The sequence below is a fragment of the Burkholderia sp. 572 genome, assembly GCF_040545135.1.
Taxonomy (GTDB): Bacteria; Pseudomonadota; Gammaproteobacteria; order Burkholderiales; family Burkholderiaceae; genus Burkholderia; species Burkholderia cepacia.
Genome location: NZ_JBEPLH010000011.1, coordinates 205,695 through 226,276 on the forward strand (window position 1 = coordinate 205,695; position 20,582 = coordinate 226,276).

Consider the following 20,582-nt stretch of genomic DNA (forward strand, 5'->3'; position numbering starts at 1 on the left):
TCGGCGCTTTCGCGCAACCGGTTCGAATCGTAGCATTCAAGCCTGATTCGCCGTTCATCCGACGCAAGACCGATCCATGACCTTCACGCTCCAGCCTTCCGATCTATTAGCCAAGCTGCAATCCCGCCACCCGCTGCTGTGGCTGAACCCCCACGCCGGCAGCCCGCTGCCGCACGACGCACCGACGATCGACGCCATTGCGATGGCCGAAGCGCGGCTGGCGCGCTGCGAACCGCTGATGGCCGAGCTGTTTCCCGAACTCGCGGCGAGCGCGGGAAAAATCGAATCGCCGCTGATGCCGGCAGACAGCCTGCAGCGCAGCTTGTCGCTCCCGGCAGTCGAACACGGCGCGTGGTTCATCAAGCGCGACGACGCACTGCCGGTCGCCGGCTCGATCAAGGCGCGCGGCGGCTTTCACGAAGTGCTCGCGCTCGCGGAGTCGATCGCGCTCGAACACGGCCTGCTCGAACCCGCGGGCGACCGTCGGCTCCTCGCCTCGACCGCCGCACGCGAACTGTTTGCCGCGCACACCGTCATCGTGGGCAGCACCGGCAATCTCGGCCTGAGCATCGGCGTGATGGCCGCCGCGCTGGGGTTCGAGTCGGTCGTTCACATGTCGACCGACGCGAAGCCGTGGAAGAAGGCGCGCCTGAGAGCACGCGGCGTTCGCGTGATCGAACATGACGGCGACTACGCGCAAGCCGTCGCGGCGGGACGCTCGCAGGCACGCCATCAGCCGCGCAGCCACTTCGTCGACGACGAAGGCTCGCTGATGCTGTTCCTCGGCTACGCGGCCGGTGCCCGGCATCTCGCCGCACAGCTCGCTGGGGCGGGCCGCGGCGTGGATGCGGCGCATCCGCTCTTCGTCCATATCCCGTGCGGCGTCGGCGGCGCACCGGGCGGCATCGCCTATGGTCTCAAGGCGCTGTTCGGCGAGCACGTGCATTGCTTTTTCGCGGAACCCGTCGCTTCGCCATGCATGCTGGTCCAGCTGGCCGCCGGCCCCGGGAAGCCCGTATCCGTCTATGACGCGGGGCTCGACAACCGGACCGAGGCCGATGGCCTGGCAGTCGCGCAGGCGTCGCACCTCGTCAGCCCGCTGATGGCGTCCCAGCTGTCGGGCGTCTTCACCGTCAGCGACGCGCAGCTTTACGCGCAGTTGCTCGCGGTCCGGCGCGCGACGGGCGTGGAACTCGAGCCGTCGGCCGCCGCTGCCGTCGGCGGCCCCGGCTGGCTGACGCACTCCCCGGCCGGAAAGGACTACGTGCATCGCCACGCGATCGACCTGCGCCGGGCGACGCACGTCATCTGGGCGACAGGTGGCTCGCTCGTGCCGCCGGAAGAACATCGCCGCTTCCAGTCGCATGCAAACGCGCTCGCCGATGCCGCGCCCGGCGCGTGATCCACTCAGGCCGGTGCGTCCAGCCCCGTTCCCGAAGACGCGTTAGACTGTCCGGATGGAACAATGCCGTTATTGCCAGAGAATCCGCGATGAATGGGATTGCCACGGTGACGAATGCCGCCGGGCAATCGCCAAGGCGCTGCGCCGGCAGCGCGCGGGCCTGCCCATGGTGCCCGATCGCATCCGCAACGAACTGCCGTCCGGCGCGCCGACCCAGCAGGTGATCGCCGTGCTGTCGCGCCAGCGCCTGCGCGCGCGGCGCGGCAACGAGGAACGCCGGGAACGCAAGGAAATCGACGACGACGTCTGACCCGTCGGCAACACCACCCGTCGGCCGCCTCTCCACCCGCGCATTCGCCGTCGGGCACCCGTCCGTGTACGCCATCCGCGTCGCGCGCATTCGCTCCGCTCCCTTGCAAATCCGGCAACATCGAATAGGGACGGAACGCGCATATCCCGGAATTATTACTCCTGCGACAACGATCTTTCACCAAAACTCACGTTTACCCTAGGTCGACCGGCGCCTACGATGTAATCAACCGCTTACGACATGGTGTCGAACGCGGAAAGCCAATAAACATCGGAGGTCATCATGAAATCGCTCGTTTCCGCAGTCGTTGCCGCTGTCGCCCTGTCCGCTTCGTTCGGCGCATTCGCCCAAAGCACCGTGACCCGCGCGCAAGTGAAGAACGAACTGGTTCAGCTCGAACAAGCCGGCTACAAGCCGAGCCAGGCGAGCCCGCATTACCCGGCCGACATCGAAGCCGCGCAAGCCCGCGTGCGCGGCGCCGACAACAGCGGCTACGGTGCGCAACCGGCCGCGACCGTCCAGGGTGGCGCACCGGTCGTCAAGGTGCAGAACCCCCGCGACTCGGTCTACTTCGGCCACTAAGCCTGCCGCCGCGCGCCTTCGCGCGCAGCCTGCACCATCAACGAGCCCGTCCCGCGACGGGCTCGTTGCGTTTGCATCGCACGTATCGTGCGGCCGGCCGTCACCGGCTTTCGCCCGACGCGACGCGGCCGGCCGCTTCGTCCGCGCCGCCGCCGGCGGCATTCCCGCTGCCGACCAGTTCCTGGTAGCGCACGTATGCGCATTGCGCAGACGCCTTCGCCGCGTACATCGCCGCGTCGGCCTTGACGAGCAGTTCCTCGGCGGACGCGCCGTCGGCCGGAAACTCGCTGACGCCGATGCTCGCGCCGACGGCCATGCGCCGGTCGCCGAACTCCAGTTCTTCAGCCATCACGAGCTGGATGCGCGACGCGACGTCGCCGATCACCGCCGGTGAGCGCACATCCGCAATCAGCACGATGAATTCGTCGCCGCCGAGCCGCGCGACCATGTCGCCGCCGCGCAGCACGAGGCTCAACCGCTTGGCGACCGCGACGAGCGCGCGGTCGCCGGCCGAGTGCCCGTGCTGGTCGTTGATCTGCTTGAAGCGGTCGAGATCGACGAACATCACGGCCAGCCCCTCATGCATCGCGGCCGCACGCCGGATCGCGGCATCGAGCTGCTCCATGAACAGCAGGCGGTTCGGCAGCGCGGTCAGCGCATCGTGGCCGGCGAGGTGCGTGAGCTCCAGCTGCTTCGCGCGCAGCATCGCGACCTGCGTGCGGATCTCGACGCGCATGCTGTCGAAACAGCGCGCGAGCACGCCGATCTCGTCGGCGCGCCCGACCGGCAGCTGCTCGGCGGCCGGATCGTCGAACACGTGCGTCGCCGCGCGCGCGAGCGTCTGCAGCGGCCGCGTGATCGCACGCGCGAACAGGATCGCGAGGATGACCGCCATCAGGCTCGACACGAGCACCATCCGGATGATCCGTTCGCCGAGCACGCCGGCCGGCGCCAGCACGTCGGCCAGCGGGCGTCCCATCCCGAGCACGACGAAGCGGTTGCCCTCGTCGTGCCCGAACGGCGTGCGCGCGAACGCGAACATCTGCCCCGGCGCATCGGCGGGATCGGTCAGGCCATTGAGGGTAACGTTCGTGCGGGCGCTGTCGAACAGCGCGCGCGTGACGGCGAAGCGGTCCTGCATCAGCACGCGCCGCCCGCGATCGAAGCCGAACGTCTGCGACGGATCGGGGTGCACGAGGAAATCGCCCCACTCGTTCGCGAGATACACCGCGTAGTCTTCCGGCAGATCGCGCTCGAGCCGGTCGAACACGCGCGACAGTTCGACATCGACGACGAGTGCGCCGACCGTCTGGCCCGACGCATCGACGACCGGCGTGCCCACGCGCAGGATCGGCAGCCCCTCGGCCGCGTGCGTTCCCGTCTCGTGGTTGATCACGATCGGCGACAGGTAGATATGACCCGGTGCCGTCGCGAGCGTATCGAATACGTAGGAAAACTGTCCTTTCTCCTGGAACGCGCTGTCCGGCAGCACGACGATGCCGTGCGCATCGCGATCGACGCGAATGCGTTCGATCCCGAAATCCCCGCGCGCGATCAGGCGAACCTGCAGGTATTCCGGGTGATTTCTCATGAAGCTGTAGAACACCTGCTCGAGCTCGAGCCGCGCGCGTGACGCGCCTTCCCGGTTGTCGCCGCCCGAGACCAGCGCGCACGACGGCATCTGCGCGAGCACGAGCGCATCGTCCGCGACGTCGGACAGCGCGGTGGTGAAGCGTTGCCCGAGCAGTTGCGTCGACATCAGCAGACTGTGCTGTGCCTCCTGCACGAGCATCGCGCGGTTCGCGCGATATGCGTAATAGCCGGTCGTGCCGGACGCGATCACGCCGATGCATGCGAACAGCACCGACAGTTTCGATGTGAGCCCGAGCCGGATCATTTTCCGAACCGCTCCGGACGGTCGCCCGACACGATGCGGCTCCACAGCGATTCGCGTCGCGCGATGTCCTCGACGGGCTGGAGCCAGACGAGATGCTGGTGCCCGGTGTCGAGGCCCGGCGGCGGCGCGAGCGTGTTCGCGAGGCCCTGGCGTTCGGTCAGCAGCGCGCCGATCGCCGGTTCCAGCATGTAGTTGATCCATGCGAACGCGAGCTCGGGATGCTGCGCGCCGCGCGTGACGGCCCAGCAGTCGAGCCACGCGAGCGCGCCTTCGTCCGGGATCACGTAGCCGACGTCCGCGCCGGCGCGCCGCAGCAGTTCCACCTGCTGCGTGCCGTAATTGCCGAACATCAGCGCCGCGCGATGCTCGACGAACAGCGCGGTCGCCTCTTCAGGAAGCGTGTAGTACGTCAGCAGGTTGCGGCGCAGGTCGATCAGCTTGTGCGCGACGGCGAGCGTCTGCGCGGGCGACAGGCGGAACGGATCGGGATAGCCGAGCGCCAGCGCCGTGAACGAAAAATTGTGCTGCGCGCTGTTGAAGTCGAGCACCTTGCCGCGGTAGCGCGGATTCCACAGCTCCCGCATCGAGCGCGGTGCGGCGGAAACCTGCCTGCGGTCGTAGATCAGCCCCATCGACGAATACGTAAACGGGATCGCATGGGCAGCCCCCTCTTCCACGAGCCCGTCGATCGTCGCGAGCTGCTGGAAGTTCGGCAACTGCCGCCGCCGGTTCGGGATGCGCGACAGGTCGATCGGCGCGAGCAGACGTTCGTGCGCGTAGCGCTGGATCTCGGCCGTGTTTGCGGCCAGCACGTCGTACGGCGGCGGCGCCGCGCTGTGCATCCGCGTCCACAACGCTTCGTCGGAGTCGACGAACGTCACTTCGACGCGTACGTGAAATTGCGCCTCGAATGCGCTGACGACATCGCTGTCCGCATAACCGGGCCATGCGAGCACGCGCAGCACGTTGTCGTTGACGGCTTCGGGAGAGGCGGCGGGCACCGGCAGCGCAGCGGCAAGTAAGCCTGCCGTCAAAATAATGAGCAGCCTGCGCACGGCGATACGTACGCGCGTACGTGCGCCGATTCCCCTGATCAATCGGACCCCGCGTGAATCGCCCCGCTGCATTCGACTGTCCTTTTTCGAGTCGATGCGATATCACGCAACAAGACCATAAAACCCACGGTCGCGCAATCGGAAGAAGCCGTATACGGCGCACGCGCGCCATCAGCGACGCCGCATGCCGGTGCCGTTACGGCGGCCCGCTTCCGTCGACCGGAACGAACGTCAGCGCCACGCCTGCGTGAATTCCGCGATCACGCGCGACAGGTGCGCGCTCATCGCCTCGCGTGCAGCCGCCGCGTCGCGCGCCATGATCGCCGCGAAGATCCGCTGGTGATCCTCCTGCGATGCCTCGCGCAGTGCGGTCGAGTGAAAGTGCTCCTCGATCTTGTCCCACAGCGGATCGCTGCGCGCGCAGTCCCACATCGCGGTGACCATGTGCAGCAGTACCGTGTTGCCGGTCGACTCCGCGATGCGCAGGTGGAACTGGCGATCGGCCGCGTCGTACGCGGCCTTGTCGTCCATCTGTTCGCGCATCGTCGTCAGCGAGAAGAACAGCCGGTCGAGATCCGCATCCTTGCGTTCGGTCGCCGCGAGCGCGGCGACTTCCGCCTCGATCAACCCGCGTGCGCGCAGCGTCTCGATCGGCCCGGGGCCGCGCGGCACCTCGAACGTCACCGGCCGCGCCGCATCGGCCGCCGATACGTAGATGCCCGAACCGATCCGCACCTCGACGATCCCCTGCACCTCGAGCGCGATGATCGCCTCGCGCACCTGCGTGCGGCTCACGCCGAACTGGTCGGCCAGGCTGCGCTCGGACGGCAGCCGCGCGCCGGCCTCGAACGCACCGGCAGCCACCATCGCGTGAATCTGCCGCGCGAGGCCGATATAGGAGCGGTCCGCGGCATCGGCATCGCGGCTGGCTGGCTGGCTGGAAAGATCGGTCATCGAAAGGCTCGCAACAGGCTGGCCGGCACCGTCGCGGCGCCGGATCGGCAAAATGGTACACCAATTTCGGCCCGCGTCCGGTTCGACGTATTGGCCAACGCGCCGGGGTTCGCGCCGAAGCGTCATGCCGCCGGTTGCGATTCCGACAACTGGTAAACCACTATCCCTCACAACTGGCATACCAATCATAATCCGCACACCGGAGACGGGCCGGCACGCCGCCGCCCGTCCGCCCGATGCATCAACCGCCAGCCAGGAGCCGCTCCAGTGAAGATGTCTTTCCGTTGGTACGGCGAGTCCGATCCGGTCTCGCTGCAATACATCCGCCAGATCCCGGGCGTCACGCACATCGTGTCGGCGATCTACGACGAACCGGTGGGCGAAGTCTGGCCCGCGCACAAGATCGACGCGCTGAAGGCGACGATCGAACGCGCCGGCCTGCAGTTCGAAGTCGTCGAATCGGTGCCGGTGCACGAGGACATCAAGCTCGGCAAGCCGGGCCGCGACCGCCTGATCGACAACTACCGTCAGACGATTCGCCATCTCGGCGCGGCCGGTGTCCGCGTCATCTGCTACAACTTCATGCCCGTCTTCGACTGGACGCGCACCGAGCTGTCGAAGACGCTCGACGACGGCTCGACCTGCCTCGCGTTCAGCACCGACGCGGTCGACCGGATCGATCCGGACGACGGCATCGCGCTGCCGGGCTGGGATTCGAGCTACCAGCCCGAACAGTTGCGGGCGCTGCTCGCCGAGTATCGCGATGTCGACGAGGCGGCGCTGTGGGCGAACCTCGAATACTTCCTGAAGGCGATCGTCCCGGTCGCCGAGGAAGCCGGCGTGAAGATGGCGATCCACCCCGACGATCCGCCGCGCCCGATCTTCGGGCTGCCGCGCATCGTGAAGAACCGCGACGATCTCGCACGGATCGTGCGCATCGTCGACACGCCCGCGAACGGGCTGACGCTGTGCTCGGGCTCGCTCGGCGCGGGCCCGCAGAACGACGTCGAGGCGCTCGTGCGTGAATTCGGCGCGATGGGCCGCATCCACTTCGCGCATATCCGCAACGTGAAGGTCGACGCGAACGGCGATTTCGAGGAAACGGCGCACCTGTCGAGCTGCGGCTCGCTCGACATCGCCGCGATCGTGAAGGCGTACCACGACACCGGCTTCACCGGCTACGTGCGCCCCGACCACGGCCGCATGATCTGGGGCGAGACGGGCAAGCCCGGCTACGGCCTCTACGACCGCGCGCTCGGCGCGGTCTACCTGAACGGCCTGTGGGAAGCGCTCGCGAAGTTCGACCGCACGCCGTCGCCAGTCACCCGATAACCCGCCCATCGCGGTGGCCGGCGCAGCGGATCGCCGGCCGCCCGTCACGACATTCCGCACGGAGACACCCCATGCCACGCATCCGATGGGCCATGATCCTGATGTGCTTCCTGGCCAACGTCATCAACTTCATCGATCGCGCGAACCTCGCGATCGCGGCGCCCAGCATCCGCGCCGACCTCGGCCTCGACGCGGTCGGCATGGGGCTCGTGCTGAGCGCGTTCTTCTGGACCTACGCGTTCCTGCAGTTGCCGGCCGGCTGGTTCATCGACAAGGTCGGCGTGCGCGTGAGCCTCGCGCTCGCGGTCGGCTGGTGGTCGGTGTTCACCGTCGCGACGGGCGCCGCGCGCGGCCTCGCGCAGCTTGTCGGCGTGCGGCTGATGCTCGGCGTCGGCGAAGCGGCCGCGATCCCGTCGTTCGCGAAGGTCGCGTTCAACTGGTTCCCGCGCAGCGAACGCGGGCTCGCGAGCAGCATCTTCGACAGCGGCTCGCGCGTCGGCTCCGCGCTGTCGCTGCCGCTCGTCGCGTGGCTGATCTCGATCGTCGGCTGGCGCGGGTCGTTCGTGATCACGGGCGGCATCGGCATCGTGTGGGCGCTGGCATGGTGGTTCGTCTATCGCGACCCGGAACGCTATCGCGCGATCGCCCCCGATGCCGTCGATGCACTGCTCGCGCAGCGCGGCGCACCGGCCGTTGCGGCCGCAACCGACGGCCCGAAGGTGTCGTGGCTCGACCTGTTCCGCTATCGCACCGTGTGGGGCATGATGATCGGCCTGTTCTGCCTGAACTTCGCGATCTACTTCTTCATCACGTGGTTCCCGAGCTACCTGCTGCAGTCGCGCGGCTTCTCGCTCGCGTCGCTCGGCACGTGGGGCATGCTGCCCGCGCTGCTCGCGATTCCAGGCGGCTGGCTCGGCGGCTACGTGTCGGACAGCCTGTTCCGCCGCGGCTGGAGCGCGACCGCCGCGCGCAAGACCTGCCTCGTGCTCGGGATGCTGCTGTCTTCGTCGATCGCGCTGTCGGCCTTTGTCGAGAACGTCTGGGCGTGCCTTGCGCTGTTCGCGCTCGCGTATGCCAGCCTGTCGTTCGCGGGCGCCAACGTGTGGACGCTCGTCGGCGAAGTCGCGCCGACGCCGGCGCATGTCGCGTCGCTCGGCGGCATCCAGAATTTCGCGGGCAATCTCGCGGGGATCTTCATCACGACGTTCACGGGCGTGATGCTGTCGATCACGAAGGGCTCGTTTGTCGTGCCGCTCGCGGTGGCCGGTGCGTTGTGCGTGGTCGGCGCGCTGTCGTACCTGTTCATCGTCGGCAAGGTCGAGCCGCTGCCGCCGCTGCGCGGCGGTGCGAACCGGCGGAACGTGGAGCCGAACGCGGCCTGACGCGGCAGGAACGTGCGGCCGACACGCGTGCACTTTCCTTTTCGGGCCGCGCATCGGACAATGAGCCGCGCCCGCCGGCGCGGCGCCAGTCCGGCCCGCGCGTGGCTACGGCGCGCACCACCCTCGCCGATGAAACGCTACGAAACCCTCGCCCATACGATCGCCGACGACATCCGCAACGGCAACCTCGCCGTCGGCACGCGCCTGCCGTCGCTGCGGCAGATCATCGCGCAGCACGGCGTGAGCCAGTCGACGGTGTTTCGCGCGTACTACCTGCTCGAACAGTGGGGGCTGATCCGTGCGCGCGAACGCTCGGGCTACTACGTCGCGCCGGGCGCAACGCCGGAGGCGGGCCCGGCGCCCACACGCCGCGCGAAACGGGCCGGCGCCACGCGCAAGGTCGACATCAGCAGCCTCGTATTCTCCGTCCTCGACGCGGCCACGCAGCCCGGCATCATGCCGCTCGGCTCCGCATTCCCGTCGCCGCAACTGTTTCCGTTGCCGCGCCTCGCGAAATCGCTCGCGCAGGCCACGCGGCTCGTCAGCCCGTGGAGCACGGTCGTCGACCTGCCGCCCGGCAACGAGGCGCTGCGCCAGCAGATCGCCCGGCGCTATCTCGCGACGGGCATCTCGCAGCCCATCGACGAGATCGTCGTCACGAACGGCGCGCTCGAAGCGCTGAACCTGTGCCTGATGGCCGTCACGCGGCCCGGCGACGTCGTGGCCGTCGAAGCGCCCGGCTTCTATGCGGCGCTGCAGGCGATCGAACGGCTCGACCTGCGCGCGGTCGAGATTCCCGTCGATCCGCGCACGGGCCTCGATCTCGATGCGCTCGCGAACGCGCTCGACCGGCACGACATTCGCGCGTGCTGGTTCATGACCAATTTCCAGAATCCGACCGGGGTCACGCTGTCCACCGAAAAAAAGCGTGCGCTCGTCGAATTGCTCGCCGCGCGCGACGTGCCGCTGATCGAGGACGACGTATACGGCGAGCTGCATTTCGGCCCCGACTACCCGCTGCCCGCGCGCGCGTTCGATCGGCACGGACTCGTGATGCACTGCAGCTCGTTCTCGAAGACGCTCGCGCCCGGCTACCGGATCGGCTGGGCCGCCGCCGGCCGGTTCGCGGAGAAGGTGCAGCGGCTCAAGCTGATGACGACGCTGTCGGCCAGCATTCCCGCGCAGGCCGGCATCGCGAACTATCTCGAGCACGGCGGCTACGACCGGCACTTGCGCAAGCTGCGCGGCGCGCTGCACACGCAGCTCGACCGGATGGACGACGCGCTGCGCCGCTGGCTGCCGGCCGGCGTCGAGTGGGTGCGGCCCGAAGGCGGCTATTTTCTGTGGCTCGCGTTTCCCGACGCGATCGACGCGATGGAGCTGCATCGCCAGGCGATCGCACGCGGGATCAGTTTCGCGCCGGGGCCGCTGTTTTCGGCCGCGCACGGCTTCGAACGTTGCGTGCGCGTGAACTTCGGTCATCCGTGGAGCCGCGACATCGAACGCGCGATCCGCGTGCTCGGCGAACTGGTCGCGCAGCCGTCGGTCCGCAAGGGCGATTGAAGCGCGCACGGTGCGCCGCCTGCGTCACGACCCTGCACGCAACCCGTGCGCGGGTTACAGTGCTGATCCCGCCGCCCCTTCATGACTTCCCATGAGTCAACTGCCCTACCTCGATCACGACGCGCTGTTGAAACTGGCCACCGAAGCAGCGCACGTCACGCAGCCGTGCACCTGCACGAAAACGCCGCTCGCCGGATGGACGACCTTGCCGCTATCGCTGCAGGACGCGCAACTGACCGAAGTCGCCACGCTCACGCCGCCCGGCGAGGCTGAGCCGACCTACGCCGAATATCATCCGGCCGGCACGCGCTACGCGTCGGACGACGCACCGATCGCACTGCGCCATTTCCCGTACAACCGCTGCACCGTGAGCCGCTGCCGCACGTGCGGCCGGCTGTTCCTGCGCTACCAGGAAGGCGGCGGCTACTTCATCGACCAGCGCATCCGCGCGCTCGATCCGGCGCTCGTCGTCGACGCCGACGCGTAAGCCCCTGTCACGGGCATGCACGCATGCCCGGCCCGCGCCGGCCCGCACCGGCCTTTCGCCGGCCATCTGCTGCGCCCTTTTCGTCCCGATCTGCTGCTTGTCCCGCCGCCCCGCGTTCCCTACGCTGTCTCCGGTTGCCTGACACCCGTCGCAACGCCCTCCCGAGCCGTGCGCATCGTGCCGTGGCTCCTCTCGCGTATCACGTCATGTATCGATATACCGTTTTCGACCGGGCGCTCGTGCACAGCCGCGCCGCCCAGTTTCGCGACCAGCTCGAGCGCTGGCAGCTCGGCACGCTGAGCGAAGACGCGTTCCGGCCGCTGCGCCTGCAGAACGGCTGGTACGTGCAGCGCCACGCGCCGATGCTGCGCGTGGCCGTGCCCTATGGCGAACTGTCCAGCGCGCAGCTGCGCGTGCTCGCGCGGATCGCGCGCGACTACGATGTGCCCGACGACGCCACCTACCGCGCCGCATGCGACGCGCAGGCCCTGCTCGGCACGCTGCGCCTGCCGACCCGCAGCGCGCATTTCACGACACGCACCAACGTGCAGTTCAACTGGATTCCGCTCGCCAGGGCCGCCGACGTAATAGACCTGCTCGCGACCGTCGACATGCACGGCATCCAGACGAGTGGCAACTGCATCCGCAATATTTCGTGCGACGAGCGCGCCGGCGTCGCGCCGGACGAGATCGCAGATCCGCGCCCGTTCGCCGAGGTGATGCGCCAGTGGACGACGCTGCACCCCGAATTCGCGTTCCTGCCGCGCAAGTTCAAGATCGCGATCACCGGGGCGGCCGAGGATCGTGCCGCGACCGACTGGCACGACGTCGGCCTCAAGCTCGTGCGCGACGATACGGGCGCACTCGGCTTTCGCGTGAACGTGGGCGGCGGGATGGGCCGTACGCCGACGATCGCGACGCTGCTGCGCGCGTTCCTGCCGTGGCAGCACGTGATGAACTACATCGAGGCGATCGTCCGCGTGTACAACCGCTACGGACGGCGCGACAACAAGTACAAGGCGCGCATCAAGATCCTCGTCAAGACCGAGGGGCAACGCTACATCGACGACGTCGAGGAAGAGTTCCGTCAGATCGTCGAACACGACGGCGGGCTGCACACGATCGCCCAGGTCGAGTTCGACCGCGTCGCCGCGTCGTTCGTCGCGCCGCGCCTCAAGCCGCGCACGGTCAGCCTGCGCGACGCGAACCTGCGCGTGTCGGCCCAGGCGGCACACCATCCGGCCTTCGCGCGCTGGCTCGCACGCAATGTCGCCGATCACCGCGACCCGGCGCTGCGCATCGTCACGCTGTCGTTCAAGCGCCGCCTGCAGGCACCGGGCGACGCATCGCCGGACCAGCTCGATGCGCTCGCCGATCTCGCCGACCGCTTCTCGGCCGGCGAGGCGCGCGTCACGCACACGCAGAACGTCGTGCTGCCATGGGTGCATGTCGACGACCTGTTCCCGCTGTGGGAAAACGCCCGCGCGATCGGGCTTGCCAGCGCGAACGTCGGACTCCTGACGGACATGATCGCGTGCCCCGGCGGTGACTTCTGCGCGCTGGCGAATGCACGCTCGATCCCGATCGCCGACGCGATCGCCGAGCGCTTCCAGGATCTCGACATGCTGCACGACGTCGGCGACATCGACCTGCACATCAGCGGCTGCATCAACTCGTGCGGCCATCATCACAGCGGCCACCTCGGCATCCTCGGCGTCGACAAGGACGGCGCCGAGTGGTACCAGGTCACGCTCGGCGGCTCGGACGGCTCGACCGCGAGCGGCCCGGCGCGGCCGGGCAAGGTGATCGGCCCGTCGTTTTCGGCGGACGAGATCGTCGATGTCGTCGAAGCGATCGTCAACGCGTACCTCGACGCGCGGATCGACAGCGACGGCCGCAGCGAACGGTTCATCGACACCGTACGCCGCATCGGCACGGAACCCTTCAAGGCCGCGGCGAACAACGCGCGCCATCAGGTGGAGCCCGCATGAAGCCAGAACACCCGACCGAACGCATCCGGCTGCTGACGCCGGTCGAACATGCCGCCGATACGCAGCGGCACGACGCCGCGACGCTGACGATCGGCAACGACGAGGAACTGCCGCCGCTTGCCGCGCAAATCGCGCAGGCCGCGCGCATCGACCTGCAGTTCCCGTCGTTCACCGACGGCCGCGCATACAGCCAGGCGTACCTGCTGCGCAAGCGCTACGGCTTCGCCGGCGACCTGCGCGCGACCGGCGACGTGCTGGTCGACCAGTTGCTGCTGATGGAGCGCACCGGGTTTTCGAGCGCGGTGCTCGGCGACGGCACGGACATCACGGCCGCGCGGCGGCAGCTCGACCGGTTCCCGGGCTTCTATCAGCGCGATGCGAGAACGGTCGCGCCGCAGCAGAACGCGGCAACGCCCGCCGCAAAATGAAACGGGCGGCACGCTGGCCGCCCGTACGAAGAACCGGAAAGGTCCGGCCGGCGCCCGCCGCGAAGCGGGCGCCGGCGTTCAGCGCGCCGCCACCGGCTTGCCGAACGCGCCGAGAATCTTCTTCTCGAGCGCGATGTAGTCGCGGCCGAAGTGGTGATCGCCCTGCGTCTTGATCACGTCAGCGCCCGTGTTCACGAGCGCCGGACACATCGTGTCCTTCTCCTCCGCGCCATAGAAGCACTGCACGAGCTGCGGCGGCACCTTCGCGATTTCCGGCGCGACCTTCAGCGCCTTGTCGCTCGCGGGCATGCCGAGCCAGCCCGTCACGCGGATCTGGAAATCGGCGGCCGGCGCGAAGCCGAGCAGCGACATCACGGCGACCTTGTCGCGCAGGTCGGCAGGCAGCCGGTTGTACGCGAACGGCATCACGTCGGCACCGAACGAGTAGCCGACCAGCGCCACGCGATTCGCATGCCAGCGCGCCATGTAGGTGCGCATCACGCGCGCGAGATCGCGGCTCACCTGCGCCGGCGGCTTCTCGCTCCAGAAATAGCGCAGGCTGTCGATGCCGACCACCGACACGCCGTCGCGCTGCAGCGCCTCGGCGATCGTCTTGTCGAGATCCCGCCAGCCGCCGTCGCCCGAGATCACGATCGCGAGCTGGCCGTTGCCGCCCTTGGCCGGCAGCTCGACGAGCGGCAGATCCGACACGTCGAGTTCGTCGCTGCTGGCGGTGTCCCGCAGGTGCGACGTGACGAGCGACACGAGCTTCGCGGAATCGCCCGCGGCCGCCGTTTCGACGAAACCCGGCATCGCGCGGCGCACGATCGTCGGATCGGGCGGGCACGGCTTGAAGCGCGGATCGAGCCTGGCCGCCGGACCGACCGATACGACGCCGGCGATCGTGTTCTCCGGCGCCATCGACAGGATCTGCTTCGCGATCGCACCGCCCTGGCCCACGCCCGCGACGATCGGCGTGAAATAGCGCGACGATTGCGCGAGGCGTTCGAGCTGGTGACTGACCGCTTCGGCGTCGCCGTCGAGGTGGTGGCAGGTCTCCTGCTTCGCGGCGAGATTCGTCGCGTAACGCTCCGAATCGACGCCGACCGTCATCGCACCGGCTTTCGCGAGCGCATCGGCGGCCTGCTGGTCGGCCGCACTCCAGCCGGCCTCGCGCGAGAACAGCACGACGAAGCCGCGCAGCGGCCCGCCGGGCTTGGTCACGGTCACGGGCCCGTAGCGGCCGCCCGATACGGTTTCGGCTTTCACCGCGGCCGGCTGCGTGGCGCACGCGGCGCCGGCCAGCATCATTCCCGCGCAGGCGGCTGCCGCCCGCGCGATTCCCTTCTTCAACATCATGAACGCCGACCTCCAGCCAGCAATGACAGGTCCGCGAGCGTGACGAACACGCCGACCGAGCCCGAGGCCGCGAGATAACGCGGCTCCCAGTGCGGTTCGAACTTGCTCTTGAATGCGCGCAAGCCGCGGAAGTTGTAGAAGCGGCCGCCGAAGCGCCAGACCATCAGGCCGACCCGGTGCCACGGCGACGGCATCTTCGCCGCCCCCATCCCCGAGAACGGCGCGATGCCCAGGCTCAGCTTGCGGAAGCCCGCTTCCTTCAGATGCAGCGCGAGCTGCGTAAACAGATATTCCATCGCGTACGGCGATGCGTCCGGCAGGTGCCGCATCACGCCGACCGTCGCCTCGGTGTTGAGGTCGGTCGTCATGAACGTGACGAATGCGATCGGCTTGTCGGCCTGCCGCACGAGCATCACCGACTGCGTCGCCAGATAGCCGTCGTGGAACGCCGCCACCGAGAAGCTCTTCTCACGCGCGTCGCGGCTGTCGAGCCAGCCGTCGGAGATGTCGCGCAAGGCCGGCAGCGTGGCCGGCACGTCCGGCGGTGCGATCACCTCGACCGTCAGCGCATCCTTGTCGCCGCGGCGCAGCGCGTAGCGCAGGTGCGACCGGTTCGAACCCTTCAGGTCGAACTGGTCGAGCGCGATATGCGCTTCCTCGCCGAGCTTCATCAGCGTGAGCCCCGCGTCGAGATACAGCGGCAGCGCGTTGGCGCGCACCTGGTAGAACGCCGCACGACCGCTGTGCGCGTGCGCGAGCGCGATGAACTTGCCGATCAGCGCAGGCCATTCCTCGCGCGGCCCGACCGGGTCGTGCAGCGCGGCCCACGTGCGGCCGTACTTCGCGTACATCAGGAACGCCTGGCGCGATTCGGAGAACAGGAACGACTTGTCGCCCATCAGCGCGAGGCCCGCATCGCTGCATTCCTGCGCGCGGATGATCCGTTCGGCATCCGACAGGTCCTGCGCCGCGGGCTTCACGAAACGGCCGGGCGCCGGGCGCAGCAGTTGCCACAGCGCGAACAGCGCGACGAACACGCCGGCTGCGAGCGTCGCGCGCAGCGCACGCGGCGCACGCGCGTCGAACGAGAAGTGCGACCACAGCTCGCGCGTGTACGGCACGTCGCGGAACGCGAAGAACAGCACCCACACGGCCAGCATCAGCACCATCGCCACCGACACGAACCAGCTCACCGTGAAGCGCTCCGCGAGCAGCGACGAATGGCGGTTGAAGCGGCGGCGGCTGACGAGCAGCAGCACCAGCAGCGTGCCGAGCACGCCGGCCTCGACGAACGCGAGGCCTTTCGCGAGCGACAGCGCGAGGCTTGCGAGCGTCAGCGCGAAGGTCATCCACCAAGCACCGTCGAGGCGGCGCAGCAGCCCGCGCGCGACGAACAGCAGCGCGACGCCGAGCACGCTGCAGATCACCTGCGAGCCTTCGAGCACCCACAGCGGCACGAGGTGGCGCAGGATCGCGATCCGGTGCCAGAACGCGGGCGTTGCGCTCGAGATCACCAGCATGCTACCGACCGCGAACGTCACGAGGCTCAGGAACACCGGCGCGAGCTGCGACACGCGCACGGCCTGCCGCGTGACGAGCCGGCGGCGCAGCGCGCGGCCCTCGAAACCGGCCAGCAGGCCGGCCGACAGCACGAGCGGCACGCCGAAATAGATTGCGCGATACGCGATGAGCGCGGCGACCATCGCGTGCGGGGGCACTTCGCGACCGAGCGTGAAGACCATCGCGGCTTCGAACACGCCGATCCCGCCCGGCGTATGGCCGATCATCCCGAGCAGCAGCGCGGCCGCATACACCGTGATGAAGGTCGGGAAACCGACCGGCGCGGCCGGCAGCAGCACCCACAGCGTCAGGCCCGCGGCGGCGACGTCGAGGATCGCATAGACGACCTGCGCGACGAGATCGCGCCGCGCCGGCACGTCGAACGACAGCCACTTGAAGCGCGTGACGACCGGGCGCGCCGTGCTGCCGCACATCGCGACCATCGCGGCCAGCACCACGAGCAGCGCGGCGCCGGTCCACGTCAGCACGCCGGGCGCGACGTGCAGCATCGCGGCGAGCGCCTCCGGCACGCAGACCATGCCGACCGCCGTCATCAACACCATGGCGAGCGCCAGCGTGCCGCTCGTGAACACCGTCATCCGGCCGATCTGCGCGGGCGTGACGCCCGACACGCCGTACACGCGTGCGCGGACCGCGCCGCCCGTCAGTGCGCCGAAGCCGGTCGCGTTACCGAGCGCGGACCCGGCGATCGCGCCGATCCACAACGCGACGCGCGGCACCTTCGCGGCGACATAACGCAGGCCGACCGCATCGCGGGCGACGAGCGCGAGATAACTGAGGGCCGTCGCGGCCAGCGATGCGCCCCACTCGCCGACGGACATGTGACGCAACTCGCGGATCACCGACCGGTAGTCGACGGATTCCGACAGGTGCTGGAAAACCACGATCAGCAGCAGGCCGATGCCGAGCGCGAGCAGCGGCGACAGCACACGCTCGTTGCGGATCAGCGCCCGGACACGGGCGATCACCGCCGCGGCGCGGCCGGGCGAACCAGAGTGGCGGGAAGACATAGATGTTCAGTGGTGGTGCATAGCGTGTCGCGGCGCAAGACGGCCAGGCGGCGACGTATCTGGTTGTTCTGCGTGGGCGGTCGGCCGAAGGAAATGGCAGGCGGCGCCTGGATCAGAACTTACGAGTATACGGAATTTATATTACAGAATCTTTCAGCTTCGGATTGTGCGGTTTTGTGGGGCCTCGCCCATCAAAATTGCATCAAAAATAGTGCGTCCGACAAACGCAAGGTGCGCATCATACCGGGAACCGGCGGGGATTTTTCATCGGATGAATGACTTGTGATGCATTTGGGAGAAATCTGCCGGGCGGAGCGCAAAAGGCGAGGACGAAAACATGATGGCGCGGGGCGTTTCAGGAATGGGGACAGGTTGATTCGGTGCGCTCGCACCCGCTTTGCGCCGTTACGGAATCGTACGGCGTACGGTCACTTCGCCCGCTCATGCTCACCCAACCCGATCGCCTTGTAGTCGTAAGTCGGGTAGAACTCCGTCCGATACGCGCCCCACGCCGTATCTTCGAGCACCCGATTGACCTCGCGCACCCGCGATGCCGGCAACCGCAGCACGACGATCTGCCCGATCCCCATCGTCACGGTCCAGCTCACCACTTCGACGCCCGGCGGCGGAAACGCCTTGTAGAACCCCTGCTTCGCCAATTGCGCGTTCAGCTCGGCGAGCGGGCGCGACTGATCGTGTTTCAGGAAGACGGTGAGCAGCACCGCATTGTCGGGCGTCGCCGCAGCCGAACCAGCGGGTACGGTCGATGTCTGGCCGATGGCCGGCGCGCTGCAGGTCACGGCCGCCACCAGCGCCGCGGCAATGGCCAAAGTACGAACCGGAAAATGAAGAGATACCGTCATGACGCGACTCCATCGTTTCGTGGCTGGAGCCGCCATCATGCGCTGCCGGGCAAATCGCCGCAGGCAGCCGGCGCAACGCTTACGCCGCGCTTGCGCCGTCGCGCTCCCGCAGCACGTCGATGAATGCGCGCAGCTTCGCCGGCACGTGCTTGCGATTCACGTAATACAGCCACATCGGCGGCAGCGTCCGGCACGCGCCCGGCAACACCTCGACGAGCGTGCCGTCGCGCAAGTCCTGTTCGATGCGCTCGCGCATGAACGCAAACGCGATCCCGACACCGGCACGCGCCGCGTCGATCACCGCATCGGCATCGTTCGTCACGAATACGCCTTCCGGATCGAGATCGACATCGCGGCGCCCGTCGTGCAGCAGCCATTTGTGCAGCCGCCCGCTCTCCGAAAACCGGAAGCGGATACATGCATGACGTTCGAGCGCCGCGATCGACGCCGGCGTGCCGTACCGCGCCAGATAACCGGGCGACGCGACCAGCGCGCACGAAAGCGCCGGCGCGATCCGCACGCCGATCGTCCCCGGCTGCAGCCGGTCGGCGAGGCGAATCCCCGCATCGAACCCGTCCTTCGCGATGTCGACGAGTTCGTTCTCGTAGCGGATCTCGAGCCGCACTTTCGGATAACGCTCGCGGAATGCAGCCAGCACCGGCGCGATCACGAGCGTGCGCGCCAGCGGCAGCGCGGTGACGCGCAACACGCCGCTCGGCTCGCTGCGCGCGTCCCTCAGCGCGTCGCGCGCGTGCACGACCTGCCGGTACGCGGGCTCGGTCTGCCGCCAGTAGTGCTGCCCGGCCTCCGTCAGGCTCACGCCGCGCGTGCTGCGATTGAACAGCTTCACGTTCAGCTCGCCCTCGAGTTGCCCGATCGCGAGGCTGACGGCAGCCGGCGTCAGGCCGAGCGCGGCAGCCGCCCGCGTGAAGTTGCCGGCCGTCGCGACCGTCATGAACACGTGCAGCCCGGCCATCGGATCGCGTCGGCTCATCATTAGAAAAACTTGAAACTCTTTCGAGCGGAATGCGGATTCTCCCATATACCGCACCTGCCTACACTGGGGCCTGTCGTCCCACCGGAACCTCGCATGGACCCGCTCACCGCCGCGCTGCCGCTCGCAGCCGCCCGCCGTACGATCGACGCAGCACTCGCGCATGCCGCGTCGCTGCAGGTCGCCGGCGTCGCCATCGCAATCGTCGATGCCGGCGCGAACCTGCTCGCGTTCGAGCGCACCGACGACTGTTTCCTCGGCGCGATCGATCTCGCGCAGCGCAAGGCGCTGACGGCGGTCCGTTTCCGCATATCGACCGGCGCGCTCGGTGCGATGTCGGGCGACGGGCCGCTGCGCGGGATCGAGCACAGCCACGGCGGGCTCGTCACGTTCGGCGGCGGCGAACCGCTCGTCGACGACAGCGGACGCTGCGTCGGCGCCATCGGCGTTTCGGGCGGCAGCGTCGACGAAGACACCGCGATCGCCCGGCACGGCCGCGACCGCTTTCAGGCAACCCTTCCCACCACAAGGTAAGCACATGGCACGGAAACGCATCCTCATTACCGGCGCAGGCACCGGCTTCGGCCGGGAAGTGGCGCTGCGGCTCGCCGAACGCGGCCACGACGTGACGGCCGGCGTGCGCGTCACCGTCGAGATCGACGCACTGACGGACGCCGCCGCGCAACGCGGCACCACGCTGCGCGCCATCAAGCTCGATGTCACGTCGGCCGACGATCGCGCCCGCGCGGCCGAGCTGGACGTCGACGTGCTCGTGAACAACGCGGGCGTCGGCGAAGCCGGCGCGCTCGTCGACCTGCCGGTCGGGATCGTCCGCGACCTGTTCGACGTCAACGTGTTCGGGCCGCTCGAACTCACGCAGCACATCGCGCGCGGGATGCTCGCGCGCCGGCACGGCAAGATCGTGTTCGTGTCGTCGATCGCGGGCCTGATCACCGGGCCGTTCACGGGCGCCTATTGCGCGTCGAAGCACGCGGTCGAATCGATCGCGGAGGCGATGCACGCGGAGCTGGCGCCGCACGGAATCCGTGTCGCGGTCGTGAACCCCGGCCCGTACAGCACGGGTTTCAACGACCGGATGATGGAAACGACGCGGCGCTGGCACGATCCGGCCGTCCACACGGTGACGCCCGAGCGGCTGACGTTCCCGCTCGAACAGCACGATCCGGAAGAGATGATCGCGAAGATGGTCGACGTGATCGACGGCGACGGCGGCGCGTTCCGCAACCTGCTGCCGCGGTCGTCGGAAACGTTCGTCCGTGCCGAACAGGCGCGCGCGTGGGAGCGTCAGCAGTAACGCAAACCGGCGGCGGCCGGCGGTTCATGCAGGAACGCCGTGCCCGCCGCCCGGCCTGTCGCGTGCGACGTTCGCCG

Annotated in this window: 18 protein-coding genes; 11 read left to right on the forward strand and 7 right to left on the reverse strand. The window is 68.5% G+C overall.

Annotated features, from left to right (window positions below; all coding sequences use genetic code 11):
• The first annotated feature begins 76 nt into the window (after positions 1 to 76).
• From dsdA to ABIC51_RS22210, 3 genes are all read left to right on the forward strand, one after another.
• Positions 77 to 1,402, forward strand: a complete 1,326-nt coding sequence (gene dsdA / locus ABIC51_RS22200; RefSeq protein ID WP_175897507.1) for a D-serine ammonia-lyase — start codon at positions 77 to 79, stop codon at positions 1,400 to 1,402.
• Positions 1,403 to 1,457: 55 nt separating this feature from the next.
• Complete coding sequence (locus tag ABIC51_RS22205) at positions 1,458 to 1,712, forward strand: hypothetical protein (RefSeq protein ID WP_027791787.1); 255 nt, start codon at positions 1,458 to 1,460, stop codon at positions 1,710 to 1,712.
• A gap of 282 nt (positions 1,713 to 1,994) precedes the next feature.
• Positions 1,995 to 2,294, forward strand: coding sequence for a DUF4148 domain-containing protein (locus ABIC51_RS22210; RefSeq protein ID WP_027791788.1), 300 nt, complete (start codon positions 1,995 to 1,997; stop codon positions 2,292 to 2,294).
• A 100-nt stretch (positions 2,295 to 2,394) separates the two neighbouring features.
• Here the strand turns inward: ABIC51_RS22210 and ABIC51_RS22215 are convergent, their stop codons facing one another.
• The 3 genes from ABIC51_RS22215 to ABIC51_RS22225 all read right to left on the reverse strand — a co-directional run bounded on the left by ABIC51_RS22215 (position 2,395) and on the right by ABIC51_RS22225 (position 6,200).
• On the reverse strand, positions 2,395 to 4,191 hold the full coding sequence (locus tag ABIC51_RS22215) for a GGDEF domain-containing protein (protein WP_226128417.1): 1,797 nt from the start codon (positions 4,189 to 4,191) through the stop codon (positions 2,395 to 2,397).
• Positions 4,188 to 5,318, reverse strand: coding sequence for an extracellular solute-binding protein (locus tag ABIC51_RS22220; RefSeq protein WP_027791790.1), 1,131 nt, complete (start codon positions 5,316 to 5,318; stop codon positions 4,188 to 4,190). The genes ABIC51_RS22215 and ABIC51_RS22220 overlap by 4 nt, the downstream gene beginning before the upstream one ends.
• Positions 5,319 to 5,477: 159 nt before the next feature.
• Positions 5,478 to 6,200, reverse strand: coding sequence for a FadR/GntR family transcriptional regulator (locus ABIC51_RS22225; protein ID WP_175862517.1), 723 nt, complete (start codon positions 6,198 to 6,200; stop codon positions 5,478 to 5,480).
• Between the two features lie 267 nt (positions 6,201 to 6,467).
• On the opposite strand from ABIC51_RS22225, the gene uxuA reads away from it, so the two are divergent.
• The 6 genes from uxuA (at position 6,468) to ABIC51_RS22255 (ending at position 13,383) form a co-directional block, all read left to right on the forward strand.
• Positions 6,468 to 7,532, forward strand: coding sequence for a mannonate dehydratase (gene uxuA, locus ABIC51_RS22230; protein WP_027791792.1), 1,065 nt, complete (start codon positions 6,468 to 6,470; stop codon positions 7,530 to 7,532).
• 71 nt (positions 7,533 to 7,603) lie between these two features.
• Complete coding sequence (locus tag ABIC51_RS22235) at positions 7,604 to 8,914, forward strand: MFS transporter (protein ID WP_027791793.1); 1,311 nt, start codon at positions 7,604 to 7,606, stop codon at positions 8,912 to 8,914.
• Between the two features lie 129 nt (positions 8,915 to 9,043).
• Positions 9,044 to 10,477 carry an aminotransferase-like domain-containing protein gene (locus ABIC51_RS22240; RefSeq protein ID WP_354006639.1) on the forward strand — a complete coding sequence of 478 codons (1,434 nt, stop codon included), beginning with the start codon at positions 9,044 to 9,046 and terminating at the stop codon, positions 10,475 to 10,477.
• A 91-nt stretch (positions 10,478 to 10,568) separates the two neighbouring features.
• Entirely contained in the window at positions 10,569 to 10,964 is a 396-nt protein-coding gene (locus tag ABIC51_RS22245; RefSeq protein WP_060319655.1) for a hypothetical protein, read from the forward strand.
• Positions 10,965 to 11,170: 206 nt separating this feature from the next.
• On the forward strand, positions 11,171 to 12,955 hold the full coding sequence (locus ABIC51_RS22250; RefSeq protein WP_175897509.1) for a nitrite/sulfite reductase: 1,785 nt from the start codon (positions 11,171 to 11,173) through the stop codon (positions 12,953 to 12,955).
• The gene (locus tag ABIC51_RS22255) at positions 12,952 to 13,383 is read left to right on the forward strand and encodes a DUF934 domain-containing protein (protein ID WP_060085405.1); all 432 of its coding nucleotides are present in this window, start codon (positions 12,952 to 12,954) and stop codon (positions 13,381 to 13,383) included. Before ABIC51_RS22250 ends, ABIC51_RS22255 begins: the two co-directional genes overlap by 4 nt.
• Before the next feature lie 78 nt (positions 13,384 to 13,461).
• On the opposite strand, the gene ABIC51_RS22260 is transcribed toward ABIC51_RS22255, so the two are convergent.
• From ABIC51_RS22260 to ABIC51_RS22275, 4 genes are all read right to left on the reverse strand, one after another.
• Complete coding sequence (locus tag ABIC51_RS22260) at positions 13,462 to 14,742, reverse strand: virulence factor family protein (RefSeq protein WP_175897510.1); 1,281 nt, start codon at positions 14,740 to 14,742, stop codon at positions 13,462 to 13,464.
• Positions 14,739 to 17,333 carry a bifunctional lysylphosphatidylglycerol flippase/synthetase MprF gene (gene mprF / locus ABIC51_RS22265; protein ID WP_136469581.1) on the reverse strand — a complete coding sequence of 865 codons (2,595 nt, stop codon included), beginning with the start codon at positions 17,331 to 17,333 and terminating at the stop codon, positions 14,739 to 14,741. Before mprF ends, ABIC51_RS22260 begins: the two co-directional genes overlap by 4 nt.
• 428 nt (positions 17,334 to 17,761) lie before the next feature.
• Positions 17,762 to 18,196, reverse strand: a complete 435-nt coding sequence (locus tag ABIC51_RS22270) for a hypothetical protein (protein ID WP_021162920.1) — start codon at positions 18,194 to 18,196, stop codon at positions 17,762 to 17,764.
• Between the two features lie 79 nt (positions 18,197 to 18,275).
• The gene (locus ABIC51_RS22275) at positions 18,276 to 19,190 is read right to left on the reverse strand and encodes a LysR family transcriptional regulator (protein ID WP_081085508.1); all 915 of its coding nucleotides are present in this window, start codon (positions 19,188 to 19,190) and stop codon (positions 18,276 to 18,278) included.
• Positions 19,191 to 19,286: 96 nt separating this feature from the next.
• Between ABIC51_RS22275 and ABIC51_RS22280 the strand changes: the two genes are divergently transcribed.
• Both ABIC51_RS22280 and ABIC51_RS22285 read left to right on the forward strand, forming a co-directional pair.
• A complete protein-coding gene (locus ABIC51_RS22280) occupies positions 19,287 to 19,724 on the forward strand; it encodes a GlcG/HbpS family heme-binding protein (protein ID WP_226128419.1) in 438 nt (145 codons plus the stop codon).
• 4 nt (positions 19,725 to 19,728) lie between these two features.
• Positions 19,729 to 20,505 (forward strand): SDR family oxidoreductase, encoded by a 777-nt coding sequence (locus ABIC51_RS22285; RefSeq protein WP_060206691.1) that lies wholly within the window; start codon positions 19,729 to 19,731, stop codon positions 20,503 to 20,505.
• The last annotated feature ends 77 nt before the right edge of the window (positions 20,506 to 20,582 follow it).

Excerpts from the sequence above, each read along its gene's own strand:
- ABIC51_RS22235 (WP_027791793.1), top strand. The coding sequence starts at position 7,604 with ATGCCACGCATCCGATGGGCCATGATCCTGATGTGCTTCCTGGCCAAC.
- mprF (WP_136469581.1), bottom strand. The coding sequence starts at position 17,333 with ATGTCTTCCCGCCACTCTGGTTCGCCCGGCCGCGCCGCGGCGGTGATC.
- ABIC51_RS22240 (WP_354006639.1), top strand. The coding sequence starts at position 9,044 with ATGAAACGCTACGAAACCCTCGCCCATACGATCGCCGACGACATCCGC.
- ABIC51_RS22250 (WP_175897509.1), top strand. The coding sequence starts at position 11,171 with ATGTATCGATATACCGTTTTCGACCGGGCGCTCGTGCACAGCCGCGCC.
- ABIC51_RS22280 (WP_226128419.1), top strand. The coding sequence starts at position 19,287 with ATGGACCCGCTCACCGCCGCGCTGCCGCTCGCAGCCGCCCGCCGTACG.
- ABIC51_RS22220 (WP_027791790.1), bottom strand. The coding sequence starts at position 5,318 with ATGCAGCGGGGCGATTCACGCGGGGTCCGATTGATCAGGGGAATCGGC.
- dsdA (WP_175897507.1), top strand. The coding sequence starts at position 77 with ATGACCTTCACGCTCCAGCCTTCCGATCTATTAGCCAAGCTGCAATCC.
- ABIC51_RS22260 (WP_175897510.1), bottom strand. The coding sequence starts at position 14,742 with ATGATGTTGAAGAAGGGAATCGCGCGGGCGGCAGCCGCCTGCGCGGGA.
- ABIC51_RS22285 (WP_060206691.1), top strand. The coding sequence starts at position 19,729 with ATGGCACGGAAACGCATCCTCATTACCGGCGCAGGCACCGGCTTCGGC.
- ABIC51_RS22255 (WP_060085405.1), top strand. The coding sequence starts at position 12,952 with ATGAAGCCAGAACACCCGACCGAACGCATCCGGCTGCTGACGCCGGTC.
- ABIC51_RS22225 (WP_175862517.1), bottom strand. The coding sequence starts at position 6,200 with ATGACCGATCTTTCCAGCCAGCCAGCCAGCCGCGATGCCGATGCCGCG.
- ABIC51_RS22205 (WP_027791787.1), top strand. The coding sequence starts at position 1,458 with ATGGAACAATGCCGTTATTGCCAGAGAATCCGCGATGAATGGGATTGC.
- ABIC51_RS22210 (WP_027791788.1), top strand. The coding sequence starts at position 1,995 with ATGAAATCGCTCGTTTCCGCAGTCGTTGCCGCTGTCGCCCTGTCCGCT.
- ABIC51_RS22245 (WP_060319655.1), top strand. The coding sequence starts at position 10,569 with ATGAGTCAACTGCCCTACCTCGATCACGACGCGCTGTTGAAACTGGCC.
- ABIC51_RS22270 (WP_021162920.1), bottom strand. The coding sequence starts at position 18,196 with ATGACGGTATCTCTTCATTTTCCGGTTCGTACTTTGGCCATTGCCGCG.
- ABIC51_RS22275 (WP_081085508.1), bottom strand. The coding sequence starts at position 19,190 with ATGAGCCGACGCGATCCGATGGCCGGGCTGCACGTGTTCATGACGGTC.
- ABIC51_RS22215 (WP_226128417.1), bottom strand. The coding sequence starts at position 4,191 with ATGATCCGGCTCGGGCTCACATCGAAACTGTCGGTGCTGTTCGCATGC.